This window comes from Myxococcus sp. CA051A, from assembly GCF_013336705.1.
Lineage (GTDB): Bacteria > Myxococcota > Myxococcia > Myxococcales > Myxococcaceae > Myxococcus > Myxococcus llanfairpwllgwyngyllgogerychwyrndrobwllllantysiliogogogochensis.
In genome coordinates, this window is record NZ_JABUMS010000008.1 from 451,008 (window position 1) to 476,674 (window position 25,667).

Consider the following 25,667-nt stretch of genomic DNA (forward strand, 5'->3'; position numbering starts at 1 on the left):
CAAGGGAATGCGCGCGCGTCGTCGCTTTCCGCTAGGGTTCCCGGCCGTGAGCGACGACGTCACGATTCCCGCATTCCGCTCCGTGCCCCGCACGGGCGTCATCTACGTCACCGCCGAGGCCACGCGCCGAGGCTACCGTTCCAGCGACCCCGACTGGTGCAACCTGGGCCAGGGGCAGCCGGAGACGGGAGATTTGCCCGGCGCACCGGCCCGCCTGAACACGGTGAACATCGACGTGGCGGACATGGAGTACGCACCGGTGGCGGGGCTGTGGGACGTGCGAGAAGCCATCGCCAGTCTCTACAACCGCCTCTACCGCAAGGGGCTGCCCAGCCAGTACAGCGCGGAGAACGTGTGTCTCTCCGGTGGCGGGCGAGCGGCCCTCACCCGCGCCGCGGCGAGCCTGGGCTCCATCAACCTGGGCCACTTCCTGCCGGACTACACGGCCTACGAGGAGCTGCTGGACGTCTTCAAGGCGTTCACCGCCATCCCCATCCTCCTGGAGGGTGAGCGCGGCTACGCCTTCACCCACGAGGACCTGCGCCGCGAGGTGCAGGGCCGCGGGCTGTCCGCGCTGCTCTTCTCCAACCCGTGCAACCCCACCGGCAAGCTGGTGCAGGGGGACGAGCTGGCGCGGTGGGTGGGCGTGGCGCGCGAGCAGGAGTGCGTGCTGCTCATCGACGAGTTCTATTCGCACTACATCTGGACGGGCCGCCCCGGGCACCTGCCGGTGGAGAGCGCCGCGCGCTACGTGGAGGACGTGAACCGCGACCCCGTCGTCCTCTTCGACGGCTTCACCAAGAACTGGCGCTACCCGGGCTGGCGCATGACGTGGACGGTGGGGCCCAAGCAGGTGATTGAAGCCGTCTCCAGCGCGGGCAGCTTCCTGGACGGAGGAGGCAGCCGGCCCTTGCAGCGCGCCGCCATTCCCCTGCTCCAGGAGGAGCCTGTCATCGCGGAGACGCTGGCCATCCACACGGCCTTCCGCGAGAAGCGGGACAAGTTCCACTCGCGCCTGGAGCGGCTGGGCATCCGCACGGACCGCGCGCCGGATGGGACGTTCTATGTCTGGGGCAACGTGTCCGGACTGCCCGCGCCGCTCAACGACGGCATGGGCTTCTTCCGCGCCGCGCTGGAGCAGAAGATCATCACCGTGCCGGGTGAGTTCTTCGACGTGAATCCAGGCAAGCGCCGCGCGCGGCCATCCCGCTTCCGCGGATATGTGCGGCTGTCTTTCGGGCCGTCCATGGAAGTGCTGGAGAAGGCGCTGACGCGACTGGAAGCCATGGTGCTGCAGCACAGCCGCACCTGACCGCGCGCAACCCCCTTCCGGAGCCGACGCGTCCCTGGCGGCTCCGGAAGGCAATGACACCCATCCGCTAGAGATTCTTCTCCAGCAACTGCACCAGGCGCTGAACGCGCTCGCTCGTGTAGTTCTCGATGTTGCTGAAGTTGTGCCGGTAGAACAGCGTCTTGTCCTGGAAGCGGTAGAAGACGCGGTCCTCGGGCTCGGTGCCGCTGATGAAGTACTTCTTGAAGCCGTCCTTCACCGCCTGCTTGGAGAAGTCATCCACGGCGATCTGCTGGAGGGCCAGCACCACCGGCTCGAAGTAGATGGCGTCGAAGCCCTTCTCGAAAATCTCCGCCAGCCCCTCCGCGCCCAGGGTGTTCCACTCCACCTCGAACTCGACGGGCGCGCCGACCAACTCGTTGAACTTCCGCTGCCACTTCGGGCGGGACGACAGGTTCCGGAACGACCCGGGGCCCCGCGTGACGCGCGCCTGGAGGCCGTATGCTTCCTGGCGCCCATGAAACTCCCCTCCTCCCGGCTCGCGCTGCTCGGCGTCCTCTACTTCGTGCAGGGCCTGCCCTTCGGTTTCCAGGCCACCGCGCTGCCCGTGTACCTGCGGGAGCAAGGGGTGTCGCTCACCGCGCTGGGCTTCGCCGGGGTGCTCGCGCTGCCCTGGGGGCTCAAGGCGCTCTGGGCGCCGCTGGTGGACCGATATCACTCCGCGCGGCTCGGACGGCGCAGGTCCTGGATTCTGCCGATGCAAGCAGGCCTGACGCTCACCTGCGCGGCGGCGGGGTTCATGGTCTCCGAAGGAGGCTCGCTGAAGGTCCTCCTGGGGCTCATCCTGGTGATGAACCTCTTCGCCGCCACGCAGGACATCGCGGTGGATGGGCTCGCGGTGGACACGCTGAGGCCGGAGGAGCTGGGCCTGGGCAACTCCGTGCAGGTGGTGGGCTACAAGCTGGGGATGCTCACGGGCGGCGGGCTCCTGGTCTGGGCCAGCAAGTCCATTGGCTGGTCGGGCCTGTTCCTGTCCATGGCCGCGCTGTGCGCGGGCGCGCTCGTGGTGACGCTGCTCACCCGTGAGCCACCTCCGCGTGAGGATGCGAGCGGACGCGACACCGCGTCGCCCCCGGAGACACGCCTGAGCTGGCGGCAACTGCGCGAGCGCTTCGCCTCGGTGATGATGAAGCCGGGCACGCTCTGGCTGCTGCTCTTCATTGGCACGTACAAGTTCGGCGAGACGATGGCGGACGTGCTCTACAAGCCCTTCCTCCTCGACGCGGGCATCCCCGCCTGGCAGATAGGCCAGTGGGTGGGGACGTGGGGGAACGTGGCTTCCATCCTCGGCTCCCTCGCGGGAGGACTGCTCGCCACGCGCCTGCCCATCGTCGGAGCCCTGACGCTCACCGCCTCGCTTCGCGTGCTGCCGCTCATGGGCCGCTGGTGGCTGGCGACCCACGGCGTCAGCGACGCGGGCGTCATCGGCGTCACGCTCGCGGAGGAGCTGGTAGGCGGCGCGCTCACCACGGTGATGTTCGCGTTCATGATGTCTCGCGTGGACCGGCGTATCGGCGCCACGCACTACACGCTGCTGGCCAGCCTCGAGGTCTGGGGCAAGGCCCCCGCGGCACCACTCGCGGGGTGGCTCGCGGACCCGGCTCACGGACTGGGACTGGGCTATGCGCCGGTCTTCCTGCTCGGTGCCGCACTGTCCGTGGCATTCCTCGCGCTGCTGATTCCCATCCGCCACCAGCGCACGAGTCCCACCTCCGTCGCCTCCACCGGCTGACGCGCGCGGGCGCACGTCACGATTCCGTAACAGCCGCATTTCCTCGATTGGCTGTACTCATTTGTTATCAAGACAGATGTGTCAGACGCGCGTGTTAAGTGCGGAGCCGCAGTTCCCCCCTTCTCACGCGCGGGAGAAGTTGCCCGCGAGAGGTCCACCTTTTGTTCTCTACATCCCTGAAGTCGTTCCTGGGCGGCGTCGCGCTGTTGGCCGCGCCCCAGGCCCTCGCGGACAGCACCACCACGATTCCCGCCTTCAACGCGGCGATTGCCACGGCCCGGACGTCGAACAGCCCCGGTGGCACCACCGTGCGCCGCGCGGAGATGAAGAACGCGGTCAACCTGTTCCTCTACGACGACGGCCGCGTGGACGCCGCCGAGCGCACCTTCCTGGGCGCGCGCATCAACGACCTGGTCTTCAACATCGGCGTCACCGCCACCGCCAAGAAGTACATGATTGATGTCCACGAGCTGAACGACGGCGCCACCACCTATGCGCCGCTGTGGCTCGACGACATGGCGCAGACGCCCGAGCAGCTGTTCGGCGCGACCGGGCCGCTCACCACGTCCTCCTCCATCAAGGAGGGCTACATCCCTAATGGGCAGGGCGTGGCGAACCAGGAGACGCTGTCCTACAAGGCCGCCGCGGCCTTCGGGCTGCGGGGCGTGGGGGCGTTCACCCCCATCACCGTCCAGGAGCTGCTCGCGAAGCTCTCCGCGCAGGTCATCAGCGGCACCCCGAACTCGGATGAGGTGGATGGCGCGCTGGCGCTCATCACGCAGGTTTCGCGCAACAGCAACCGGCTCTACACCACGGGCTGGTCGTGCCAGACGTACTGCGGCGGTGGCGGCCCTGGGGACATGGGTGGCTACTTCATCGCCGCGGTGAGCACGGACCGCCAGTTCGTGCGCATGGTGCGCGTGACGACCTGGTCGGACTAATCGTTCCTCAGCGCCGTGCGCGCAGCTCGAGCCCCGCGGGAGGGAAGGTTCCTCCCACGTGGGTCCACTCGAGCCGGACCTGACGGCGGCCCTCGGGCGGAAGCTCGAGGACCGCCAGCACCCTGCCCTCTCCGCGCTGGTTGACGCGGACGTCCACGCGCTGGCCGTCGACCTTCATCGCCAGGTTCAGCACTCCGGCCTGTGGGAAGAAGCGTTCTGAGGGATGGAGTCGCGGCGAGGTGAGCAGCAATTCCACCTCGCGCGGCTCGCTGTCCTCGTTCTCCAGCGTGTACGTCAGCTGGTACGAGACGCCCCGGGCACCGTCGTGCGTCCTGTCGTCCCGAGCGGATGCAGCGCGCGAGGCGGAGGTCCCCGAGGTCGGCGTCAACGTCGGCGCGTCAGGCCCCGTGCCCGCGCGCCTGCGGGGCATGGACATGACGAGGTCGCCCGCGAGCGTTCCTGGAGACAGGCGCAGCGTGCGCTCACCTACGAAGAGGCTGCCTGCTTCGCTCACCCCCTGGAGTGAGGGGAAGGCCGTCGTGCCCGCATCCCCGGCGGTGGCCAGCGGATGCTCGCTCCGGGAGATGGCGGCGAGCTCGTCGGGAGTGAGCGGCAGGGGGCTGGACACGGTGGCCAGACGGAACCTCGCGCCAGGGTCCACCTGCCCCTTCGAGTCCAAGGCCGTGAAGTCCAGGAGGGCGCAGAGCGTGCCCGACTTTTCGTGACGCGCATCCAGGACGACCACAGTCGCGCCAGGCGGCACGGTGAGAGAGCCCTCGAAGGCGCCCCGGGTTCCCAGGCGCACGTCGTCCAGGTGGGACAGGTCGAGGTCGTCACGGACGAGCGGACGGGACTGGCGCGCTGATTCGTCCCGGGCATCGAGGACGGCGTCGAGGAGGCCCGAGGCGAGCACGGCATGCGGTCCTCGGAAGAACAGGCCCTCTGGGTCTGGTTCCTTTCCTTGCTCTGCCTGCGCGTCGACCAGTCCCGTGAGGTCCTCGTCGATGGGCTCCTGGCTCAACGGGTTGAAGGGCGCGCCCGTGGTGCTCAGTGGGAACTGGGGCGTGAGGTACTTGGAGAAGAGGCCACCCTTGACCTGGAGCTGGATGGGACGCCCCGACGTGTTTCGCAGCACGACGGAGCAACGCCCGGTTCCCTCGGAGGCTGCTTCCACGCGGTTGATGGCGCGCACGAACAGCCGGGCCTGACCGGAGAAGGTGTAGCCGCCCTCGCTCTTTCCCGGCACGAGCCGACTCATCGTGGAGCCGAGGACACCCCAGGTCCGAATCGTCTCCGGGCTCGAGTGGACGAGGAGTGGCGCGCCCGTGAAGGTGCCCTCGATGGGAGCGAGGGCGGAGATGGGGAGCACCTCCGAGTCGAGGTCACCCACGGACAGCGGCGGTCGCGTGTGCGTTCGCGCTTCGTAGCGAGGAGGCGGGGCTTCGTCCTCGATGGGCGGCACCTCCGCGATGATCACATCGTCCGAGGAGGACTCCTCCGACTCCACGCTGGCCCCCCGAGATGAAACCAGCGTGAGCCCACGCCGCGAAGGAGGCTTCGCGGGAGCTTCGGACGGGGGACTCGCGACGGAGTTCGCCCGTGGCTTCGCCGCGTGAGTCGCCTCGACGACCTTCACGTGCGGCTTCGCCTCGGGGGCTTCCTCGATGGGCGTTGCTTGCGGATTCGTCTCTTGCGCGGTCTCGATGGACGTTGCTTGCGGCTTCTTCTCTTGCGCTGTCTCGATGGGCGTTGCTCGCGGCTTCGCCTCGTGCGCTGTCTCGATGGGCGTTGCTTGCGACTTCACTCCCTCGACACTCTTGAGGGACATCTCTTGCGGCGTGACGTCGGCGGAGCGTTCAGCGGACTTCGCCTGTCCCTTGCCCACTGGCTTCGCTTGGGGCTTCGCGGATTCAGAAGTCCCGGCGGCCTTCGACTGTCCCTTCAGGGCCTGCGCATCTCCCGCCGGCTTCACCTGTGGCTTCGATGCCTGCGTATCTCCCGCCGAGTTCCCCTGTGACTTCGTCGCCTGCGCATCTCCAACCGACTTCGCCTGCGCCCTTGGGGCCTGTGCCTTCGAGGCCTGCGTATCTCCCGCTGACTTCCCCTGCGCCTTCGAGGCCTGAGCATCTCCAGCGGCCTTGGCCTGCGCCTTCGGGGCCAGAGCGTCCCCAGCCGGCTTCCCCTGCGCCCTCGTGGCTTGTGCCCCTCCCGCCTGCTTCGCCTGTGCCCTCGGGGCCTGAGCGGCTCCAGGCGACTTCCCCTGCGCCTTCGGAGCCACGGCGGGCTCCGGCTTGCGTGCGGGCTTCTTCGCGGACTCCGCCCCTTGCGCCGCCGAGGGCTTTCCTCCGGCGGACGCCCCACGGGTCGTCGGAGGGGCGGGTTTCGAGGACGAGCGTCTGGGCGGCGGCTTCGGGGGCGGCATGGAGAGATCCTCTCACGCCCGCGACCACTTCCTCCAGGCAAGGCCCGTCAAGGCGAGAACCCCGACGGTGGGCACGGCCCACGGCCCCACCCTCGCGAGCCGGTGCTCCCAGACATCCACCCGGTCCGCCAGGAGCAAGATCATCCAGTGGCGCGCCAGGTGGTCCGGGTAGCCATAGGCCACCTTGCGCAACAGTCCGCTTACCCCGTGAGGCGGCTGCGCGGTGCCGAACACCGGGGGGAACCCGGCACGGCCCTTGTGCTTGAACACGCGCACATCCGAGTGCTGCACACGGATGGGCACGCGCGCCCCGGGCATGGGTTGAGGCGTTCTCTCCATCGGCACACCCGGGCGACTGGAGGGTTCCAGGTCCACCGCGGCGTCAGGAATGGGTCTATCCGGCATGGTTCGGCTCCTTGCTCGTCACGCGTGCCCAGGGGTGAGGACGCACTTGACGCAGCCGTCCTGCTTCTGGGCGAACAGGTGGTACGCCTTGGGTGCCTCCTCCAGCGGGAAGCGGTGGGTGATGATGCCCTTCGCATCGATGCGGCCCTCACGGATGTGCTGGAGCAGATGCGGCATGTAGCGACGCACGTTGCACTGGTTCATCCGCAGCGTGAGTCCCTTGTTCATCGCGGTGCCAATGGGCATCAGGTTCCACGGCGGGCCGTACACCCCGACGATGGAGACGTTGCCACCCTTGCGCACGACGTCGATGCACCAGGTGAGCACCGTGGGCGCGCCCGCCTCCAGCTTCAATCCCAGCCCCAGCACGCGCTGCCCCAGCGAGCCCTCGGCCTCCATGCCCACCGCGTCGATGCACACGTCCGGCCCGCGCCCCTCGAACAGCTCCTTCAGGTAGAGGACGATGTCGTCCACCTCCCGGAAGTTCACCGTCTCCACCTTCGCGTACCGCTCCGCGAAGTCGAGCCGGTACTGCACGCAGTCCACCGCGATGACCCGGCCCGCGCCCATCAGCCACGCGGACCGCATGGCGAACAGGCCCACCGGGCCCGCGCCGAACACCACCACCGTCTCGCCGCCCTTGATTTCACCCATCTCCGCGCCCATGTAGCCGGTGGGCAGGATGTCTCCGAGGAAGAGCGCCTCCTCGTCCTCCATGCCGTCGGGAATCTTCAGCGGCCCCACGTCCGCGAAGGGCACGCGCACGTACTCGGCCTGCCCGCCGTCGTAGCCGCCCGTCGTGTGCGAATAGCCATACACGCCACACGCCACGTCGCTCGACGGGTTGCTGTTCTCACATGAGGCCGTCAGCCCTCGCTGACAGTAGAAGCAGGTGCCACAGGAGATATTGAAGGGCACCACCACCCGGTCGCCCTTGTGCAACTGGCTCACCTCGGAGCCCAGCTCCTCCACCACACCGGTGAACTCATGACCGAACGTGTGGCCCACGCGGGTATCCGGCACCAGGCCGTGCAACAGGTGCAGGTCCGAGCCACAGATGGCCGTGCGGGTCACCTTGAGGATGACGTCCTGCGGGTGCTCCAACCGAGGGTCTGGCTTGTTCTCCACCCGGACCTTGAACGGCCCCTGGTACGTCAGTGCACGCATGTGAGTCCTCTCCCGTTGCACATACGGGTGAGGACTCCGACGCCTCGCGGCAAGACGCTCGACAGCGAGCCCCTGCTTGCCCTGCCGCCTTGTGGCGCACGAACCGCCGCTCAGCCGACCACGGGCTCCACGGGAAGCTCCGTCGCGCGCCAGAGATACCAGCTCACCACGGTGCGCCAGGGCCGCCAGCGCTCGCCGTATTCCAGCAGCGCCTTGGGGCGCGGCATCTCCGGAAGCCCATACGCGAGCATGAAGCCCTTGCGCACGCCGAAGTCGTCCACCGGCAGCACGTCCGGCCGACCGAGCCGGGAGATGAGCAGCATCTCCACCGTCCACTGACCGATGCCTCTCACCTGCGTGAAGTGCTCGATGAGCGAGGCGTCGTCCATGCGCCGCACGCGGGACAGGGGAGGAACGGTGCCGTCCAGGGACTTGCGCGCCAGGTCCTGGAGCGCGGCCAGCTTGTTGGCGGACAGGCCCGCCTCGCGCAGCACCGGCTCCGACACGGACAGCAGGGCCTGGGGCGTGAAGCGGCGGCCCTTGCCCACGCGCTCGCTGACGCGCTCGAAGATGGCGGCGGCGGCACGGCCGTGGAGCTGCTGATAGACGATGGACTCCGCCAGCGCGGCGAAGGGACTGTGCAGGGGACTCAACTGGAGGCGGAAGGAGCCCACGCGCTTCATCAGCGCGCCCAGCTTCGGGTCCTCGCGCGCCAGGGCACGGCGGACCTCGGGAGTGAAGGCTTCGGGCAGGCGCGGGGCGGTGGGAGCAGAACGCGGCATGGGAGGGGTGACATGCTGCCGCTCCCAGCGCCCCGCGCAACCCGATTCTTGTCACGAAGAGCCGAGACTCAGAGTAGCGCGGCCTTGTCCGTCTCGGAGGGCACCTGGCGCCGGGGCTCGCCCTCCATCAGCTCGTCGAACTCCTCCTCCATCTGGAGGCCCAGGTCCTCGAGCTGCTCCTTGGAGACGAGCTTGCGGACCTTCTTGAAGAGGTCACCCTCTTCCTCTTCCACGTGGTGCTCTATCTGCTCCTGGAGCACCTTCATCTTCGCGTCGAAATCCTCGTCGTGCGGCTCCATCTCCATCAGGTCGGCGATGATGCGCTTGGCGGACAGGTGCTCCTCCACGGCCTCGCGCAGCAGGTCCTCGGTGTCGTTGGCCTTGGACGCCGGATAGAAGTACTGCTCCTCGATGGTGGTGTGCGCGCTGAGCCGGTCGGCGATCATCTCGAACAACTCCCGGCGTTTCGCATCGGCATGGTCCGGGAGCTTGCCGTACTGCGTGAAGAGCTTCTTCACCTCGGCGTGTTGCTGCTTCAGGAGGTCCAACGCGTTCATGGGTGTATCTCCGTGTCCAACGGGGTTCTGGCATCAACCGAAGAAGCCGGGGCTCAGCGGGGCAACTTGCGGGAGGGCAGGTCCTTCACCGCGGGCCCGTTGAGCACCTTGCCGGTGGGGCTGTAGCGCGCGCCGTGACAGGGGCAGTCCCACGAGCGCTCCGCGCCGTTCCAGTGCACGTGGCAGCCCAGATGCGTGCACACCGGAGACACCGCGTGAGAGGTTCCGTCCGCCTCGCGGTAGACGGCCACCTTCTGCCCTTCGACTTCCAGAATCTTCGCCTCGCCGGGCGCCACCTCGGACAGGTGCTTGCCCTCGGGCTTCGCCAGCCGGTCCGCGACGAAGCGGAAGGCCGTCTCCGCGTTCTCCTGGATGAAGTCCTTCGCGCCCGCCAACGGTTTGACGCGCGTGGCGTCATACAGCGCGGCGTAGGGACTCTGCCGACCCAGGATGAGGTCGCTGATGAGCATCCCCGCCAGCGTGCCGAACGTCATGCCCGTCCCGGAGAAACCCGTCGCCACGTAGACATGGCGGCTGGCGCTGTTGCGGCCGATGTACGGCAGCCCGTCCGTGGACTCGATGACCTGACCGGACCAACGATACGTGAGCTGCTTCACCGGGAAGTGCTTGCGCGCGTAGTCCTCCAGCGCCGCGTAGCGCCGCCCGGTGTCCTCCTCCGCGCCGACCTTGTGGTCCTCGCCGCCGACGATGACGTACGCGCGGCCCTCGACGGACTGCGTGCGGATGTAGTGATAGGGCTCCTGCGAGTCGTAGTACTGCCCGGGCTCCAGCGGACCTTCGAGCGGACCCGCCACCGTGTAGCTGCGATACGCGGACAGCTTCGTCTGCAGCAGCACCCGGTTGAGCGGCGAGTGGGTGGCCTCCACCACGGCCTCGGCGGTGAGGGTGCCCCGCTCCGTGACGACGCGACAGGGCGCGCCGTCGTGGACCTCCGTCACCCGCGTGTTCTCGAACAGGAAGCAGCCCTCGCCTATCAGCGAGTCCACCAACCCGAGCAGGTACTTGCGCGGATGGAACAACGCCTGGTCCTCCACGCGCAGCGCGCCCTTCACCGGGAAGGGCAGCGGCACCGCGTGGGTGAGGGAGGCATGAAGGCCCGCGTCGCGCGCGGCGGAGAGTTCCTGCTCCAGCGACGCCCACTGACGCGCGGTCTCCGCGTAGCGGAACGAGGGGACGCGCTGGAAGTCACAGTCCAGGGAGAGTTCCTGGACGAGCGAGGCCACCTGCTCCATCGCCGCGCGACTGGAGGACGCCGCCAGTCGGGCACCCTTCTCCCCGAAGTCTCGCCGCAGCGTGGCGTAGGGCGTGTCGAGCAGCTCCGTGAGGTGGGCGGTGGTCTGCCCCGTCTGGCCCGACAGGATGCGGTTCATCTCCAGCACCGCCACCCGCTTTCCCGCGCGCTTCAGCAGCCATGCCGTGGTGAGTCCGGTGATGCCCGCACCGATGACGACGACATCCACCACCAGGTCGCCCGCAAGCGCCGGGAAGTCGCGCGGCGGGGCCGTCAAGGTCCAGAGCGACCGGTTCGTCCGCGTCTCATCCATGTCCTCAACCTAGGAATGCGCCGGAGGTGCGATAACCCGCCGAGTCGAAGCACGGGCCTGCCCGGCTGCCCGGCTTGGGAGTCACTCGGGATGTGCACGAGCGGACAGAGCCGGGGGCCGGGTGTTGGCAAGTCACGTCGACGAGGAAGCGGTTCTGGGGTGGGCAGACCCGCCGCGCTAGAAAAGGGCTGGGTCGGCCCCCCCGAACCCTGCCGAAAGACCAGGGAGCCACAAAGGATGCCCGTGGAAAGAATGGCTGGGAGCACCAGCCTCGTCGATGTCATGGACCGGGTCCTGGACCGCGGCCTTCGCTGGGACGATGTCGTCCACGCGGACCGCCTCTCTCCCGAGCATGCCGCCCGTGTCGTGGTGACCTACCTGGAGGTTCGGACCGACGACACCCCGCGCCCTGGCGAAACACCTCGTCCCACTCCTGGAGCCTGACGCATTGGCCTCTCCCGTCCCTCTCGCCCTGGACCCCACCTCCTCCGCCGATGCACGCCTGGCCCTGGCCGAGCAACTGCTCGCCTGCGACACGGCACGCGCCTGCGCCGAGGCCATGATGGAGTGGCTGCCCCGGCATGCCCAGGCCGCCGCCGCGGCCTGTCTGGCGCGCGAGGAGCCCGGTGGGAGGATGAGCTGCCTCGCCGCGAAGGGGCTGTCCGAGGCGCAGCACGCCGCGCTGCAGGCGTGGTCCGATGACGACAAGGCCCACCCGCTGACGGACGCGCTGGCCCAGGCCGCGCCGCGCTTCTTTCCGAGTGCGCGCGCGCCCCTGCCCGCGCAAGGCACGGGAGGCCTGTTCGCGGTGCCGCTCGGACGCGCCGACGCGCCTCCGGTGGGGCTGTTGCTCGTCTGGGCGAGCGGACCCACCCTTCCCCCGGAGGTGACGTGGGTCGCGGGACACGCGGGGCCCTTCCTCGCGCGGCAGGCCACGTCGGGGCCGCTGGGCACGACGGGCAGCGCGCTGCTTCGCCGCATCATCGACGCGGTGACGGACCCGGTGCTGCTGACGGACCTGAGGGGACGTCCGCGACTGGCCAACGCGCGCGCGGAGGCCCTGTTGGTCGCCCATCCCGACGCGAGCCACGGCCACCGGCGCGCCGTCCACCTCAACCAGCGCGTGTTCGCCACCGCGGTGGCCAGCACCGCCAGCGGTGGCGCGCCGGGTGTCAGCTGGCGCGAGATACCGCTGGTGGACCCCATGGAGGGGATGGACCTGCTCTTCGAGCTCGTCAGCACCCGCGTGTACGAGCCCGACGGCCGCGAGGCCATGGTGAGCGTGCTGCGCAACGTGACGGACCTGGGACGGGCGACCCAGGCGCTGGGAGAGAGCTACCGCCGCCTGCGCGCCACCGAGCGCGAGGCGCGCAGCGAGCGGCACCGGTTGGACCGGGTGCTGGACTCCGTGGCGGACCCCATCATCCTGTCGGACCCTTCCGGCGGCACGGTGATGATGAACGAGCCCGCGGAGAAGCTCTTCACGCCGCCTTTGGATGGAGGCCGCGCCGCGCAGCGCCGCGTGCGCTCCAACCACGCGACGTTCGCCTCGTTCCTCGCGCACCTGCTGGACGCCGGGGGCAGCCTGCGCTGGCGCGGGCAGCTCAGCCTGATGGACCCGGCCAGCGGCGACACCCTCCCGGTGGAGGCGGTGGCCAGCAAGGTGCTGGGTGAGAGCGGCGAATTGACGGGCATCGTCACCCTCTTCCGCGACAGGGGCGAGGCCCTGGCGAAGGCGCGGCTGTTGGAGCGGCTCAAGGAGGTCTCCACGCTGCTGGAGGCGCGCGTGCAGGTGGCCACCGCGGAGCTGGCGGAGCAGAACGAGAAGCTGCGCCGGCAGGCCATCCAGTTGGAACAGGCGAGCGCGGCCAAGTCGCAGTTCCTGGCCAACATGTCCCACGAGTTCCGCACGCCGCTCAACGCCATCCTCGGCTACACCAACATGCTGCTGCAGGGCGTGTCCGGTGAGCTGACACCGCCGCAGAAGCGCAACCTGGCGCGCATCGACTCCAATGGGCGGCACCTGCTGGAGGTCATCAACGAAATCCTGGACATCACCCGCATCGAGGCGGGGCGGATGCCGTTGCATCTGTCGGACTTCGGAATCGCCGAGCTGCTCCAGGAAGTCATGGCGGAGATGGACCCCATCATCGCGCGCAGCAAGCTGACGGTGACGACGCACCTGGGCGCGAAGCTGCCGCCGGTGCACAGCGACCGACAGAAGGTGAAGCAGGTCGTCCTCAACCTGCTGTCCAATGCCCTGAAGTTCACGCACGAGGGCTGTGTGAAGGTCCTGGCGGAGTACGTTCCGTCGACCTCCATGCTCACCATCTCCGTGGAGGACTCCGGGATTGGCATCGACCCGGCCTACCAGGAGAAGATTTTCGAGGACTTCCAGCAGGTGGATAGCTCGCCCACCCGGGCCTATGGCGGCACCGGGCTGGGATTGTCCATCTGTCGCCGTCTGGCCGACATGCTGGGGGGACGCGTCTCCCTCCAGAGTACCCCTGGGCAGGGGTCGACCTTCACGTTGCACTTTCCACGACGCCCGAGGCGGACATGACGAATCCCTCCCCGAACCTCAAGCCGCTCGTACTCGTCGTGGACGACTACGACGACGCGCGGGAGATGTACGCCGAGTACCTGGAGTTCTCCGGGTTCCGCGTGGCGCAGGCGAGGAACGGCCAGGAGGCACTGGACCAGGCCTTCGCGCTCACACCGGACATCATCCTGATGGACCTGTCGTTGCCCATCATCGACGGGTGGGAGGCGACGCGGCGGCTGAAGAACGATGACCGCACGCGCACCATCCCCGTCGTCGCGCTTACCGGCCATGCGATGACGGGCCAGTCGGACGAGGCGAAGGGCGCGGGGTGCGACTCCTTCGTCACCAAGCCGTGCCTCCCCGACGAGCTGGTGGCGGAGGTCCGGCACATCCTCGCTCAGCGCGGAGCCGCCGTGTCCCACTGAGACGTGCCCATGCCACGGACCTCTCGCCCTCCCAACAAGTCCAAGGCCTCCGGTCGGCGCGGCGCCCCGGCACGCAAGAGTACTCCCGCGCGCAAGGCGCCCCGACGCACGACCTCCGCCGAGGAAACCCGTCCCCCCACCCCACCCCCGCCCCGGGAGGGACGCGGCAAGCGCAACACGGTGAAGAACACTCCGAAGGGCAAGCCCCGGGCGCGCATCACGCGGACGCCGGAGGAACTCGCGGGTCCGCACTACCTCTATGGCGTGGTGCGCATCGAGGGCCCGCTGGACTTCGGCCCCATCGGCCTGGGGATGCCGCCGGCCCACGTCCACGCGGTGCGCGAAGGAGCGCTCGTCGCGCTGGTGTCGTCAGCCCCCGCGCGCGTGGTGGACCCGACGCGAGCCAACCTGTTGGCCCACCAGCGCGCCGCCGAGGTGGTGCTGCGTGAGCACACGCTGCTGCCCGTGGCCTTCGGGACGGTGCTGGGTTCGGAGGCCGAGGTGCGGCGGTTGCTGCGCTCCGCCCAGGACGCGCTCACCCGGACCCTGGTGGCGCTGGAGGGCAAGGTGGAGCTGGGGCTCAAGGTGCTCTACCACCGCGAGCACCTGGCCCGACGCATGGAGTTCGAGGACGCGGGCCTGCGTCGCCGGGAGAACGAGCTGGAGACCGAGCACGAGCGACGGCTGGGGCAAGCCGTGGAGCTGCGCGCGTCGCTGGACATGGCCGCGATGCTGGAGGGCCTGCACCCGCTGGCCAACGCGACGCGCACGGACGCGCCCGTGGGCGAGCGGATGCTGCTCAACGCGGCCTTCCTCGTCACCAGGGACGCGGTGCCCGACTTCGAGGCGAGGGTCCGGATGCTCGCCGCGCGCTCGGACCTCTACGCCTTCCGCTTCACCGGCCCCTGGGCGCCGTACAGCTTCGTCGACGTGCGACTGGGGCTGGACGACATCCCCGAGACGCCCGATTCACGGCGCGCCCGCTGACGACACCGGCGTCGTCACGCGCGCGGCCTCCGCGGCCAACGGGTCCACGCCCGCGTGGAGGCGGACCCAGCCGGGGGTGTGCTCGGTGCGCGCGAAGAAGCCGTCCGTGCCCCGCGCCACCGTCAGCTCGCCCACGGACTTGCCGCCGCGCCGGTACTCCACGCGGAAGGCCTCCTTGGGCTCGCCTCCCGTCGGCTGCTCGTCGCGGCCCAGCAGGTCCAACGGCATCAGGCGCCACACGCGGTCATGCCAGTTCCGGGTGAACTCGTCCGGCTTGTCCGGCGCCTCTTCTGGCGCCAACGCGACGGGGTTGGGCGCCTTGCCGGTCGCCGTGAAGGTCCGCGACGCGCCCCCGGAGGAGATGACCACCGCGTCGAAGTCACCCAAATCAAACGTGTGCAGCCGCCGGTCCACCAGCCGGCTGGTCGCGTTCTCCAAATCCGGCAGCAGCGCGGGGCCCAGCAGGAACACCTGGCCGTCCGACTCGCGACGCAGGTAGGGCGTGCCCCAACCCCCCGTCGTCGAGGCGAGCGTGAAGGTCTCCACCTTGCCCCCCAGCGTCAGCGTCAGCTTGCGCTGCGACGTGGTCAGCCCCACCTCTTCCAGCTTCTTCGCCTCGAGCACGCCGAGCGCCCGCGTGGCCCGCAGCGGGGCGAAGCGCGGGAAGAGCTTCGCCGCCACCTCGTTGGCCCGGAGCTCGCGCGGAGGCGGCTGTGGCGGCGTGGCGGCCAGGGGCGGCGTACCCGCGTCCTGTCCACCTTGAGCCACGGTGCCGGAAGCCCCGCCATCCGTGCCCGGCGCGGAGCCCGCATCCGTGCCCTCCGCCGCGGGGAGGCCCTTCGAGGGCTTGTAGCCCAGGCGGACCCACAGCGTGTCCCGCGACTGCGCGTCGCGATACAGCTCCACGTAGCGCGCCTCGTCCTCGTAGCGCACCTTGTCCAGGGCGCGTGCCGGCAGCTCCACCACCGTCACGTCACCGGGAGCACCCGAGGGCGCCCGCTGCCACACGAGATAGGCGGCCACCAGCGCCACCACCGCGAGGGCGCCCTGGAGCGCCAGGTCCCGCGCCTTCATTGCTCACCTCCCGCCGCCACCGGGGCGCGCGGAGCACGACGGCCTCGCCGCCGCGTCGTCACGAAGCCCAGCGCCAGCACCAGCGCCGGGGCCACGAACACGGTGGCGTAGAACCACGCCACGTCCTGCTCCCGCGTGTGCTGGATGGGCACGTCTTCCTCCGAGGACACCGCGCCGGACACGGACTCCTCGCCCGTCAACCACCGCAGCGTGTCCACCGCGAGGTAGGCATTGCCCATGTTGGACAACACCACGTCGCTCACCACGTCCGCGTCCGCCATGACGACGGCGCGCATCGGCTCCTTGCCGGCCGCCGCGGGCTGCTCCACCGCCACCACCAGCGGCCACGTGCGCCGCGTCTCTCCGGCGTCCGGGGTGAAGTTCCCGTTGGCGTCGGCGAACGTCGCGCCATGCGCGCGCACGGAGATGTCGTGCATGACGCCGTTGGGCAGCGGCTGCACCTGGTCCAACGCGCCCGCGCCCAGGAAGGCCACCGGCGACTGGCCGCCCATCGCCGACAGCGACGTGACGGACGGATGGGAGCTGAACGTCGCCGTGCCCAGGTTGCCCCGGTCGCTCTGCTGACGCGTGGTGCGGAAGTACACCTGGTCATTCGCCAGCGGCGTGCCCGCGTACTTCAAGCCCAGGGGCTCCAGCAGCTTCTCGAAGCGAGGGCCCTCCGGCTCCAGCGCCACCCACAACCGGCCGCCACGCTCCAGGTATTCGCGCACCGCCGCGAGTTCCTCGGGGAGGAAGTCGCGCGTGGCACCCACCACCACCAGCGCCCCCGCGTCGCGAGGCACCTCACGGCCCAATCCCTCCGCGCCCCCCAGCGACCGCACGTCCACGTTCTGCGCGCGCAGCAGCTCCTTGAACTGGGCCACGGACGGCTGCGGCATCTCACCGGGCACCGGACGCGTCTCCGCGCGCTCGCCATGGCCCGCGGTGAAGTAGACGACGCGTCGGGGCTTCGCCACCGTCAGAAGCCGCCGTTGGACCTCCTGGTCCAGCCGCTGGAGCTGCCCTCTCGCGCGGTCCAGCTCCAACCCCACCGTGAAGGGCTCCTTGCGCTCACCCCGGGCCACGACGACGGTGCCGTTGTTGTGCACGCCCAGCGTCCTCGCGCGAGCGGGCTCCACCGCCTGGTCCAGCCGCTCCACGTTGAGCAGCTCCGGGCTCTCCACGGACAGGTCCTGGAAGTACTGGCGCACCGCCTCTCCCACCTCGTTCGCGGGCGGGAAGAAGAGCGTCACCTGCAGCGGCTCGTTGAGTCCGCGCACCACCTTGCGCGTGGAGTCGCCGGGCTTCGCGGTGCGGAAGTACGACAGGTCCCACGTCGTGTTCGCCTGCGTGACGACGTACATGGTCCCGAAGGCGAAGATGAGCACGAAGGACAGGCCCAGGCCGGAGAACAGCGCGCTGCGAGCGCGGCCCGTCTCCAGCACCGGCGCCCGCGTCATCGCCTGCGCCGCCGTCTCCACCAGCGCCAGCGGCACCAGGCAGCACGTCAAGAGCGCGGGGAACAGCGCCGCCAGCATCACCGCCAGCTTGGGCGCCTTCTGCGACAACGGCCCGCCGAAGAGGGCCGTGCCCACATCGGACTGGAGGAAGTAGAGCGCCAGCGCGAGCAGGCCCAGTCCGTAGAGGCCCAACACCCAAACATCCACCGTGCGCCGGTCCGCGCCCGTGCCACGGGAGCGCGCGAAGCGCCAGATGACCGCGCCCACCGCCGCCACCGCGCCCAGCCCGGAGAAGGCCGCGCGGCCCGTCCCCACGCCCAGGATGCGCTCGCCGATGAAGACCGCCACCAGCCCCGCCACGAAGACCAGCGTCGCCGCCAGCCCATTGCCCACCGGACGGGTGCTCATCGCCACCTCCGCGCTTCGAGCACCCGGGTGGCCGCGAACAGCGCCACGTAGGTGACGACCAGGTAATAGACGACGTCACGCACGTGGATGAGCCCCGATTGGAACGGCGGGAAGTGCTGGTTCCACAGGGACATCGCGCTGAAGACATCCGACAGCGGCTGCTCGGTGATTCGCGCCAGCAGCCAGCAGAGGATGAGCGCCACCAGCATCACCGCGGAGGTAATCGCCGCGAGCAACTGGTTGCGCGCCAGCGCCGAGCCGAACGTGCCGACGGCGAGAGAAGCACTGCCCAGCAGCAGCAGGCCCAGGTAGCCCGCCGCCACGTGGCCGAAGGACACCTTGCCGTTCACCAGCACCAGCACCGGCATGTACAGCGTGCACAGCACGTACAGCGACAGGAAGGCCAGCCCCGCCAGGAACTTGCCCAGCACGATGTCGCGGTCTCGCAGCGGCGACGAGTACAAGAGAGGCAGCGTTCCCGTCTGCCGCTCCTCCGCCAACAGCCGCATGGAGATGAACACCGAGGCGACGATGGTGAAGCCGCTCGAGTAATAGAAGAACTGCGACAGCACCTCGGCGGAGCGCTTGCTCGCGCCGCCCAGGGCGTACGCGTTGAAGAACAGGCCGTTCAACGCGAGGATGACCGCGATGACGACGTAGCCGCTGAGCGTGCGCAGGTAGCCGGACAGCTCGCGACGGGCGATGAGCAGGGCCTTCACGCGCGCACCTCCTGACCGTGCGTCAGTCGCAGGAAGATGGACTCCAACTGGCCCGCGCCCTGGTCCAACCGCAACAACTCCAGCCCCGCGCCCACCACCGCCTGCGCCACGCGCGGACGCTCGTCCGGAGAGGCCCGCAGCGTCAGCGACACCACGCCGTCCGCCGCCCGGTCCACGTCCACCGCACCAAAGGGCTTGAGCACCTCGAGCGCACGCGCCCGGTCTCCCCGCACCTCCACCTCGATGGAGCCTCCGCCGCCCATCTTCCGTCCCAGCTCCTCCTCCGTCCCCTGCGCCACCAGCGTCCCCTTGTGGATGATGAGGAGCCGGTCACACGTCTGGGAGATTTCCGGGAGGATGTGGCTGGAGACGAGCACCGTGTGCGTGCCCTTGAGCCCGCGGATGACGTCGCGCATCTCGACAATCTGCCGAGGGTCCAGGCCACTGGTGGGCTCGTCGAGGATGAGCAGCGCGGGCTTGTGCACCAGCGCCTGCGCCACGCCCACGCGCTGGCGGTAGCCATGGCTGAGCGTGGAGATGAGCTCGCCATCCACCTCGCGAAGACCCGTCTTCTCCTCCGCCTCGCCCACGCGCGCGGTGGCGTCCCGGGCCGTCACGCCGCGCAAGCGCGCGACGTAGGCCAGGTACTCGCCCACCGTCATCTCCTCGTAGAGCGGCGGCACGTCCGGGAGGTAGCCAATGCGCTGTCGCACCTCGTGGGCATTGCTCACCACGTCATGGCCGTCGATGACGACACGGCCGGCGGTTGGCAAGAGCACGCAGCCGAGGACTTTCAACGTCGTCGACTTGCCCGCGCCATTGAGGCCGAGGAAGCCGATGACTTCACCCTGGCCGATGGTGAAAGCCAGGTCCCGGATGGCCGCATGCTCACCGTAGTACTTGGTCAGCCCTTCGACCTGAATCATAGGGGGCCATTCCATCAGTCCCCCCAGGGGGCATTGTCAAGCGCCGAACCGCTCAGTCGTGGCGGAACTCCGGCCCCGCCGTGGTGCGGCCGAGCGTGAAGCGCAGCGCCCCTTCCAGGTCCGGCAGGAGGAAGGAGTAGCCAAGCCGCTCGGCGGTGGAGGGAAGCACCCGGGCACCCGCCAGCAGGGCCTCCTGCCCCATCTGCCCGAAGAGGGTGCGGATGACCGCGGCGGGCATCGGCAGGAAGGCAGGCCGTCTCAGCACCCGACCCAGCGTCTTCGCGAAGTCCGCCTGTCGCACCGCTCCCGGCGCCACGGAGTTGATAGGGCCACGCGCCGCCTCCGTGAAGAGGCTGAAGTGGAAGAGCCCGAGGATGTCCTCCATCGACACCCAGCTCATCCACTGGCGACCGGAGCCGATGGGTCCACCGCCGCCCGCGAGGAAGGCGGGCAGCATCTTCGCCAGCGCGCCATCGCGAGCGTCCAGCACGGGGCCGATGCGCAGGTGCACCACGCGAATGCCAGCGGCCTCCGCGGGCGCGGTGGCGGCCTCCCAGGCGCGGCACACGTCCGCGAGGAAGCCGGTGCCCGGGGCGCTCTCCTCGGTAAGCGGCTCGTCACCCCGGTCGCCGTAGATGCCACTGCCCGCCGCGCACACCAGCACCCGAGGCTTGCGCTTCATGCGCGCCAGCGCCTCCGACAACGTGAGCGTGCCCTCCGTGCGGCTCTTGAGGATGGCGTCCTTGTATTCGGGGGACCAGCGCTTGCCCGCGACGTTGGCGCCCGCCAGATGCACCACCGCGTCCACGCCTTCCAGCGCGGCGGTGTCCACCTCTCCCTTGTCGGGTGCCCAGGACACTTCGTTCCCAGACGCGTCCGCGCGGCCTCGCACCAGGCGCTTCACGCGATGGCCGCCGGTGGAGAGGAACGGCACGAGCGACGAGCCAATCGAGCCGGACGCTCCGGTGATGGCCACGGTGAGGGGGCCAGCGTGCGCGAAGGCGGCGTGGCGCCGCAGGTCTTCCAGTGTCACCCGGTGGCGATAGGCGAACATCCGCTCCAGCGTGCGACGCGCGGTGCCTCCACCGAAGAGGCTGCCCAGCGGGCCCATGGGCAGGACGTACTCCACCTCGTCCTCCAGGACGGAGGAGTTCGTCGCGGGCTCGGGCCACATCCGGTGGGTGTGGACCCACTTCGAGAACGGGCCGGACACCTGCGTGTCCTGGAAGAGCGAGTCCTGCACGTACGCCGTGTGCTCGGCCACCCAGCGGCGGGGGAAGGGGCCCAGGCGCATCCGCATGGTGACGCGGGCGCCAGGGTGGATGCCGTCGCCCGAGCGCTCCAGCAGCTCCATCCGCTCCCAGGGGGGCGTCAGCCGTGCGAGCGCCCCTTCCCGGGCATGCCAGGCGAACAGCTCGGAGGCCGACACCGGCATCCGACTGCGCGCATCGAAGACGTGCGACTTGCCCATGCTTCCTCCCGGCGCGACAGTGCGGCCACGCATGCTAAATCCGGAGCTCGTCGAGCGCGCGGTGGAATTGCTGCGGCACGGCGGTGTCATCGCCCTGCCGACGGAAACGGTGTACGGCCTCGCGGCCAACGCCGAGGACGAGCTGGCGGTGCGCCGTGTCTTCGCCATCAAGGGCCGCCCCGCCACCCACCCGCTCATCGTCCATCTGTCTGGCACCGAGCACCTGTCTTCCTGGGCCCGGGACATCCCCGACGCCGCGCACCGTCTCGCCGAGGCCTTCTGGCCTGGACCGCTCACGCTCGTGTTGCCTCGCACGCCCCGGGCCACGGACGCCGTGACGGGCGGCCAGGACACGGTGGCGCTGCGCGTGCCGGGACATCCGGTGGCGCTCGCGGTGCTGAAGGCCCTGGGCGGAGGCGTGGCCGCGCCGAGCGCCAATCGCTTCGGCAGGGTGAGCCCCACCACGGCGGAGCACGTGCGCGCGGACCTGGGCGCGGACGTGGACCTGGTGCTGGACGGTGGACCGAGCACCGTGGGCGTGGAGTCCACCATCGTCGATTTGAGCTCCGGCGCCCCCGCCATCCTGCGCCCTGGTGGCCTGTCCGCCGAGGACGTCGAGCGCGTGCTGGGACATCCGGTGCCCGTGCGTGCCGCATCCAAGGTCCGCGTGTCGGGCTCGCTCGCGTCGCACTACGCGCCGCGCGCGGGCGTGGTGCTCGCCGAGCCGGGAGAGGCCGGAGCACGCGTGCGGGCATTGAGGGAACAGAGCTTGCGCGTGGGCGTGCTGGGACCGGAGAGCCTGGAGTTGCCGCCGGACGTGCCTCGCTTCGACGTGCCCGAGGACCCGGCCGGAGCCGCGCGAGTGCTCTACGCGAGGCTGCGTGAAGCGGACGAGCGGGGGCATGACGTGCTCGTCGTCTGTCTCCCCGCCGCCAGCGGGCTGGGCATCGCGGTGCGAGACAGACTCTCCCGCGCCGCCGCGCCTCGCGACCCTCAGCCCTGAACAGCAACGGAAGGCGAGGTATCGCGTCGAGGGGCCCGCCTCCCGAGCCTCCACGCGAACACGGAGTCTCGCGCGCTCCCGTCACCGAGCAGCAACGGCCGCCGAGGAAACAGCTCGAGCTGATTGTCCTTCTCGCGCACCGCGCGCCCAACGCTTGAGCGACATGCGCGGTGGAGGTGTCGCGACGCCAGTCGCCGGCTGGCCTGCACCGAAGTGGAGTTACCTCGCGACTCCAGGCACCACGCGGCAACGAGTGCCCGCCCAAGGCGATATGCCCCGAAACATCCCTCGTTGTTTTCGCTGCACCGCGCGCACGACTCCCCTTGCGTCGCGCGGTCCACTCCAGCGAACGAGGCGACGATGATGGTGCGGAAGCAATGGCTCGCGGCAATGACGAGCATCGTGGCGGCGTTGTGCTTCGCGGGGTGCGCCGCCCCCCAGAAGGTGCTGTTGGAGCGGACCAGCAGCCTCGTCGTGTATGACCTGCCGGCCATGGAGGTCATGAAGGCCGCGGAGAAGGTCATCGCGGACCGTGGCTATGACCTGCTGCCCAGCACCGACCCCTACTTCCTGCAGACGCCCTGGAAGGTGACGGGCAGCTTCGACATCGGCACGCGCTGGTCCCGCCTGTACGTCGAGGGGCACATCCGCGCCGATGGCCGCTTCTCCGTGCGCGCCTATGAGATGGCCGCCACGACCTTCGGCCGGACCCAGGCCCTCCCCGGCCTCGTCCACACGGGCTACGACACCGTGCACAACACCCCCAACGCCACTCCCGCCGCCCTGGTGGGGACGGAGCCGGAGATGCAGACGCGCTCCGCCCGCCCCAACATCCGCAGGCTCCTGGAGCTGGAGTGGAACATCCTCGAGCGCCTCAACCCGGAGTTCGCCGGGCGCGTGAAGGAGCAGGTCGACTTCTACGTGGCGCACGCGCCCCAGTGAGCACCCGGGCGCGACGGACCTGAGTGCCGTCGCGCCCCTCGACTCCACGACCGCGAGGAGTCCCGGGGCGCCAGCCACCTCGCATGACGCACCCGGCCACAGAACGCGATGCAAGGAGTTGGGGCTGCAAGGGATGAGGCCGGGCACCGCAACCCCGACTTCATCGGGCGCGTCAAGCGAGCCCGTGGAGGAAACTCACGCAAGCATTCGACAGACGCGGCCGGGTGACGGACTTGAAATGCCCTCCTGGGCTCCGGTATCCCGCATGTCCTCGCAGAGGAGCGTCCCCGCGTGATGCGAAGCCTGTTCGGCCTGGTCGTTGCCCTGTCTTTGTTCGCCTGCAAGGAAGAGCCCCGAGGGCAGCTCGAGCCCATTCCCCGGCCTCCGGGCCTGAAGGACACCCCCAAGGAGGCGGGTGCCGCCCAGCCCGCGGCCGCGCCCACGGTGGACCCGTCCAAGGTGGTGTTGCGCTGGAAGCCCGCCGCCGGTGCGCCCGTGGCCTACCGCCTCACCCTGGACCGAGCGGGCTCCGCGCCCGCCGCCGTCGAGGAGGTGGAGGAGGCCAAGCCCGCCAAGGGCAAGAAGGGCCGCGACAAGGAAGCGCCGAAGCCCGAGCGCGCCGCCGCCCCCTCCCCCGCGTTCCCCAGCGCCTTCACCTATGTGCTGGAGCACGGCGACTCGGGTGACTTCCGGCTGCGCGTCATCCCGGAGGGCACCAACGCCGCCGAGGACACCGGCACCGTCAGCGAGCGCGGCTTCGTGCTCGACGGCCTCCAGGGCATCACCCGCAACACGGCCTCGCTGGTGCTGGAGCTGCCCCTGTCGGCGGTGGGCCCCAACGACACCTGGGCGCTGGGCACGGAGCTGCTGACGCACGACGCCCTGGGCCCCACGTTCACCATCGTCAAGACGGAGCGCCGCAACCGCGTGAAGCTCACCGCGCTCACCCCCGCGGACGGCGGCGAGCAGGTGGCCACGCTGGAGTACGACCTGCTGGACCAGCTCGCGGGCAAGGTCGCCACCCGTCGCGCGATGCCCGCCGTGCCCGCGCGCGCCGCCCTCCCGGAAGAAGGCGGAGACGAACCGGAGGGCGCCCCGCCCACCGCGACGGACGCCAGCGCGGAGGTGCGCATCGTCGGCCGTGGCGAGTTCCTGGTGAAGGCCGGCAAGTGGCGCTCGTGGGAGGGCAGCATCACCTCGTCGACGCGAGGCACCGTCTCCCCCACCGCGCTCCAGGTGCCGCCTGGCACGGTGAAGCTGAAGCTCACCGCGCTGGAGTCGGCTCCCGCTCCGGCCGCGCCCCAGCCGACGGCGAAGCCGCAGCAGTAGGCGCTCCGTCGGACTCGCGCACCAGCCGCACCACGGCGTCCACCCAGGCCGGGTGGGCGTTGAGCGAGGGGACGAGCGTCAACGACTCGCCCCCCGCCTCGACGAACTGCTCGCGGGCCCGCAGGCCCACCTCCTCCAGCGTCTCCAGGCAGTCCGCGACGAACGACGGGCACATCACCGCCAGCCGCTTCACGCCCTGCTTCGCCAGCTCCGGCAGCACCAGGTCCGTGTAGGGCTTCACCCACGGCGTGCGCCCCAGCCGCGACTGGAAGGACACCGTCCACCCGCTCGCGGGCAACCCCAGGCGCTCGGCCAGCCCTCGCGCGGTGGCGAAGCACTGGGCCCGGTAGCAGTGCCGGTTGGCGTCCGTGAGCGCGTCACAGCAGCCCGCGGAAGCAAAGCAGTGCTGGCCCGACGTGTCCGTCTTGCGCACGTGCCGCTCCGGCACGCCGTGGAAGCTGAACAGGACATGGTCCGCGCGCGCCTCGGCAATCACCGGCCGGGCCACCACGGAGAACGCGTCCAGGAAGGACGGGTGCCCATGAAACGCGGGCACCGCGCGCACGTTGGGCACGTCCCAGCCCTCCGTCATCACCTCGTACACCCGGGCCAGCGACGAGGCCGAGGACGACGTGGCCTCCTGCGGGTACAGCGGCAGCACGGTGAAGTCCGTCACGCCGCGCGCGCGCATCCGAGCCACCGTGTCGGGGATGGACGGGCTGCCGTAGCGCATGGCGAGTTCCACGTCGTACTCCCCCGCCAGCTTCTCGCGCACCGCCGCCTCCAGCTCCCGGCTGTACACCAGCAGGGGCGAACCCTCCTTCATCCACACCTTGCGGTACGCCTCCGCGCTCTTCGCGGGCCGCGTCGGGAGGATGAAGAGGTTGAGCAGCAGCCAGCGCCCCACCGGGTGGATGTCCACCACGCGCGCGTCACTCAGGAACTCGCGCAGGTAGCGCCGCACCGGCCCGGACTCGGGCGCGTCCGGCGTGCCCAGGTTGATGAGGAGCAGCCCCCGCTTCGGGTCCGGAGTCATCATCAGTGCAGGGCGTTGGGCAGGGTGAGGGCGAACTCCGCGATGCGCGCCTCGAAGTGCGTGCCGTCCGGCCGCTCCATCTCGTAGCTGCCGCGCATGGTGCCGAACGGCGTGCGCAGCATGGCCCAGCTCGTGTACTCGAAGCGCTCGCCCGGGGCCACGCGGGGCTGACGGCCGACCACGCCCTCCCCCTTCACCTCTTCCACCTTCCCGGTGGCATCGGTGATGACCCAGTGCCGCGACTTCAGCTGCGCGGGCGCCTCGCTCTCGTTGACGATTTCCACCGTGTACATGAAGGCGTACTGACCCGACTCGGGCGAGCTTCGCTCCGGCCAGTAGGCCGGCTTCACGGTGATGCGGAGGCCATCAGTGGTGGCGCTGGAAGACATGCCTCCACATTTGAAGGCAAGGCCCCCGGGT

General features: G+C 69.9%; 23 protein-coding genes. 9 read left to right on the forward strand and 14 right to left on the reverse strand.

The genetic code is table 11. The annotated features are described in order from the left end of the window. The first annotated feature begins 46 nt into the window (after positions 1 to 46). Positions 47 to 1,312: a pyridoxal phosphate-dependent aminotransferase gene (locus HUA74_RS24720; protein WP_141641623.1), complete on the forward strand. Its 1,266-nt coding sequence runs from the start codon at positions 47 to 49 to the stop codon at positions 1,310 to 1,312. A 67-nt stretch (positions 1,313 to 1,379) separates the two neighbouring features. On the opposite strand, the gene HUA74_RS24725 is transcribed toward HUA74_RS24720, so the two are convergent. Beyond that, the gene (locus tag HUA74_RS24725) at positions 1,380 to 1,706 is read right to left on the reverse strand and encodes a hypothetical protein (protein WP_174456518.1); all 327 of its coding nucleotides are present in this window, start codon (positions 1,704 to 1,706) and stop codon (positions 1,380 to 1,382) included. A 102-nt stretch (positions 1,707 to 1,808) separates the two neighbouring features. Between HUA74_RS24725 and HUA74_RS24730 the strand changes: the two genes are divergently transcribed. Together HUA74_RS24730 and HUA74_RS24735 are read left to right on the forward strand one after the other, a co-directional pair. Continuing rightward, on the forward strand, positions 1,809 to 3,083 hold the full coding sequence (locus HUA74_RS24730; protein WP_141641624.1) for an MFS transporter: 1,275 nt from the start codon (positions 1,809 to 1,811) through the stop codon (positions 3,081 to 3,083). A 161-nt stretch (positions 3,084 to 3,244) separates the two neighbouring features. Beyond that, positions 3,245 to 4,024 carry a hypothetical protein gene (locus HUA74_RS24735; RefSeq protein ID WP_141641625.1) on the forward strand — a complete coding sequence of 260 codons (780 nt, stop codon included), beginning with the start codon at positions 3,245 to 3,247 and terminating at the stop codon, positions 4,022 to 4,024. A gap of 7 nt (positions 4,025 to 4,031) precedes the next feature. On the opposite strand, the gene HUA74_RS24740 is transcribed toward HUA74_RS24735, so the two are convergent. The 6 genes from HUA74_RS24740 to HUA74_RS24765 all read right to left on the reverse strand — a co-directional run bounded on the left by HUA74_RS24740 (position 4,032) and on the right by HUA74_RS24765 (position 10,922). Beyond that, positions 4,032 to 5,996, reverse strand: a complete 1,965-nt coding sequence (locus HUA74_RS24740; RefSeq protein ID WP_174456519.1) for a hypothetical protein — start codon at positions 5,994 to 5,996, stop codon at positions 4,032 to 4,034. Between the two features lie 462 nt (positions 5,997 to 6,458). After that, positions 6,459 to 6,851: a hypothetical protein gene (locus tag HUA74_RS24745; RefSeq protein WP_174456520.1), complete on the reverse strand. Its 393-nt coding sequence runs from the start codon at positions 6,849 to 6,851 to the stop codon at positions 6,459 to 6,461. A gap of 18 nt (positions 6,852 to 6,869) precedes the next feature. Next, positions 6,870 to 8,018 carry a zinc-dependent alcohol dehydrogenase gene (locus HUA74_RS24750; RefSeq protein WP_141641627.1) on the reverse strand — a complete coding sequence of 383 codons (1,149 nt, stop codon included), beginning with the start codon at positions 8,016 to 8,018 and terminating at the stop codon, positions 6,870 to 6,872. Positions 8,019 to 8,128: 110 nt separating this feature from the next. Continuing rightward, the gene (locus HUA74_RS24755) at positions 8,129 to 8,800 is read right to left on the reverse strand and encodes a DNA-3-methyladenine glycosylase (protein ID WP_174456521.1); all 672 of its coding nucleotides are present in this window, start codon (positions 8,798 to 8,800) and stop codon (positions 8,129 to 8,131) included. A 68-nt stretch (positions 8,801 to 8,868) separates the two neighbouring features. After that, entirely contained in the window at positions 8,869 to 9,357 is a 489-nt protein-coding gene (locus tag HUA74_RS24760) for a hemerythrin domain-containing protein (RefSeq protein WP_174456522.1), read from the reverse strand. A gap of 53 nt (positions 9,358 to 9,410) precedes the next feature. After that, complete coding sequence (locus HUA74_RS24765; protein ID WP_174456523.1) at positions 9,411 to 10,922, reverse strand: FAD-dependent oxidoreductase; 1,512 nt, start codon at positions 10,920 to 10,922, stop codon at positions 9,411 to 9,413. 448 nt (positions 10,923 to 11,370) lie between these two features. On the opposite strand from HUA74_RS24765, the gene HUA74_RS24770 reads away from it, so the two are divergent. Genes HUA74_RS24770 through HUA74_RS24780 form a run of 3 tightly spaced genes read left to right on the forward strand, consistent with a single transcriptional unit; the run spans position 11,371 to position 14,879 of the window. Then, positions 11,371 to 13,485: a PAS domain-containing hybrid sensor histidine kinase/response regulator gene (locus tag HUA74_RS24770; protein WP_174456524.1), complete on the forward strand. Its 2,115-nt coding sequence runs from the start codon at positions 11,371 to 11,373 to the stop codon at positions 13,483 to 13,485. Beyond that, positions 13,482 to 13,892, forward strand: coding sequence for a response regulator (locus tag HUA74_RS24775; RefSeq protein WP_141641633.1), 411 nt, complete (start codon positions 13,482 to 13,484; stop codon positions 13,890 to 13,892). Before HUA74_RS24770 ends, HUA74_RS24775 begins: the two co-directional genes overlap by 4 nt. A gap of 9 nt (positions 13,893 to 13,901) precedes the next feature. Then, positions 13,902 to 14,879, forward strand: coding sequence for a GvpL/GvpF family gas vesicle protein (locus HUA74_RS24780; protein WP_174456525.1), 978 nt, complete (start codon positions 13,902 to 13,904; stop codon positions 14,877 to 14,879). Here the strand turns inward: HUA74_RS24780 and HUA74_RS24785 are convergent. The 5 genes from HUA74_RS24785 to HUA74_RS24805 are packed head-to-tail and all read right to left on the reverse strand — an operon-like array spanning position 14,862 to position 20,937. After that, positions 14,862 to 15,953 (reverse strand): hypothetical protein, encoded by a 1,092-nt coding sequence (locus HUA74_RS24785; protein ID WP_174456526.1) that lies wholly within the window; start codon positions 15,951 to 15,953, stop codon positions 14,862 to 14,864. The two genes, HUA74_RS24780 and HUA74_RS24785, sit on opposite strands and share 18 nt — an antisense overlap. Further along, positions 15,950 to 17,821 (reverse strand): Gldg family protein, encoded by a 1,872-nt coding sequence (locus HUA74_RS24790; protein WP_174456527.1) that lies wholly within the window; start codon positions 17,819 to 17,821, stop codon positions 15,950 to 15,952. Before HUA74_RS24790 ends, HUA74_RS24785 begins: the two co-directional genes overlap by 4 nt. Further along, entirely contained in the window at positions 17,818 to 18,540 is a 723-nt protein-coding gene (locus HUA74_RS24795) for an ABC transporter permease (protein ID WP_141642288.1), read from the reverse strand. Before HUA74_RS24795 ends, HUA74_RS24790 begins: the two co-directional genes overlap by 4 nt. Then, a complete protein-coding gene (locus tag HUA74_RS24800) occupies positions 18,537 to 19,466 on the reverse strand; it encodes an ABC transporter ATP-binding protein (RefSeq protein ID WP_174456528.1) in 930 nt (309 codons plus the stop codon). Before HUA74_RS24800 ends, HUA74_RS24795 begins: the two co-directional genes overlap by 4 nt. 52 nt (positions 19,467 to 19,518) lie before the next feature. Continuing rightward, complete coding sequence (locus HUA74_RS24805; protein WP_174456529.1) at positions 19,519 to 20,937, reverse strand: TIGR01777 family oxidoreductase; 1,419 nt, start codon at positions 20,935 to 20,937, stop codon at positions 19,519 to 19,521. A gap of 31 nt (positions 20,938 to 20,968) precedes the next feature. Here HUA74_RS24805 and HUA74_RS24810 point away from each other — a divergent pair, with 31 nt between their 5' ends. From HUA74_RS24810 to HUA74_RS24820, 3 genes are all read left to right on the forward strand, one after another. Then, complete coding sequence (locus tag HUA74_RS24810; protein ID WP_174456530.1) at positions 20,969 to 21,940, forward strand: L-threonylcarbamoyladenylate synthase; 972 nt, start codon at positions 20,969 to 20,971, stop codon at positions 21,938 to 21,940. Between the two features lie 360 nt (positions 21,941 to 22,300). Then, positions 22,301 to 22,882 carry a hypothetical protein gene (locus tag HUA74_RS24815; RefSeq protein WP_246137136.1) on the forward strand — a complete coding sequence of 194 codons (582 nt, stop codon included), beginning with the start codon at positions 22,301 to 22,303 and terminating at the stop codon, positions 22,880 to 22,882. Between the two features lie 294 nt (positions 22,883 to 23,176). Beyond that, entirely contained in the window at positions 23,177 to 24,211 is a 1,035-nt protein-coding gene (locus HUA74_RS24820) for a hypothetical protein (RefSeq protein WP_217443569.1), read from the forward strand. On the opposite strand, the gene hemH is transcribed toward HUA74_RS24820, so the two are convergent. After that, positions 24,147 to 25,250: a ferrochelatase gene (hemH, locus tag HUA74_RS24825; protein WP_141642283.1), complete on the reverse strand. Its 1,104-nt coding sequence runs from the start codon at positions 25,248 to 25,250 to the stop codon at positions 24,147 to 24,149. The genes HUA74_RS24820 and hemH overlap by 65 nt on opposite strands. Continuing rightward, complete coding sequence (gene apaG / locus HUA74_RS24830; protein ID WP_141642282.1) at positions 25,250 to 25,636, reverse strand: Co2+/Mg2+ efflux protein ApaG; 387 nt, start codon at positions 25,634 to 25,636, stop codon at positions 25,250 to 25,252. Before apaG ends, hemH begins: the two co-directional genes overlap by 1 nt. Between the last annotated feature and the right edge of the window lie 31 nt (positions 25,637 to 25,667).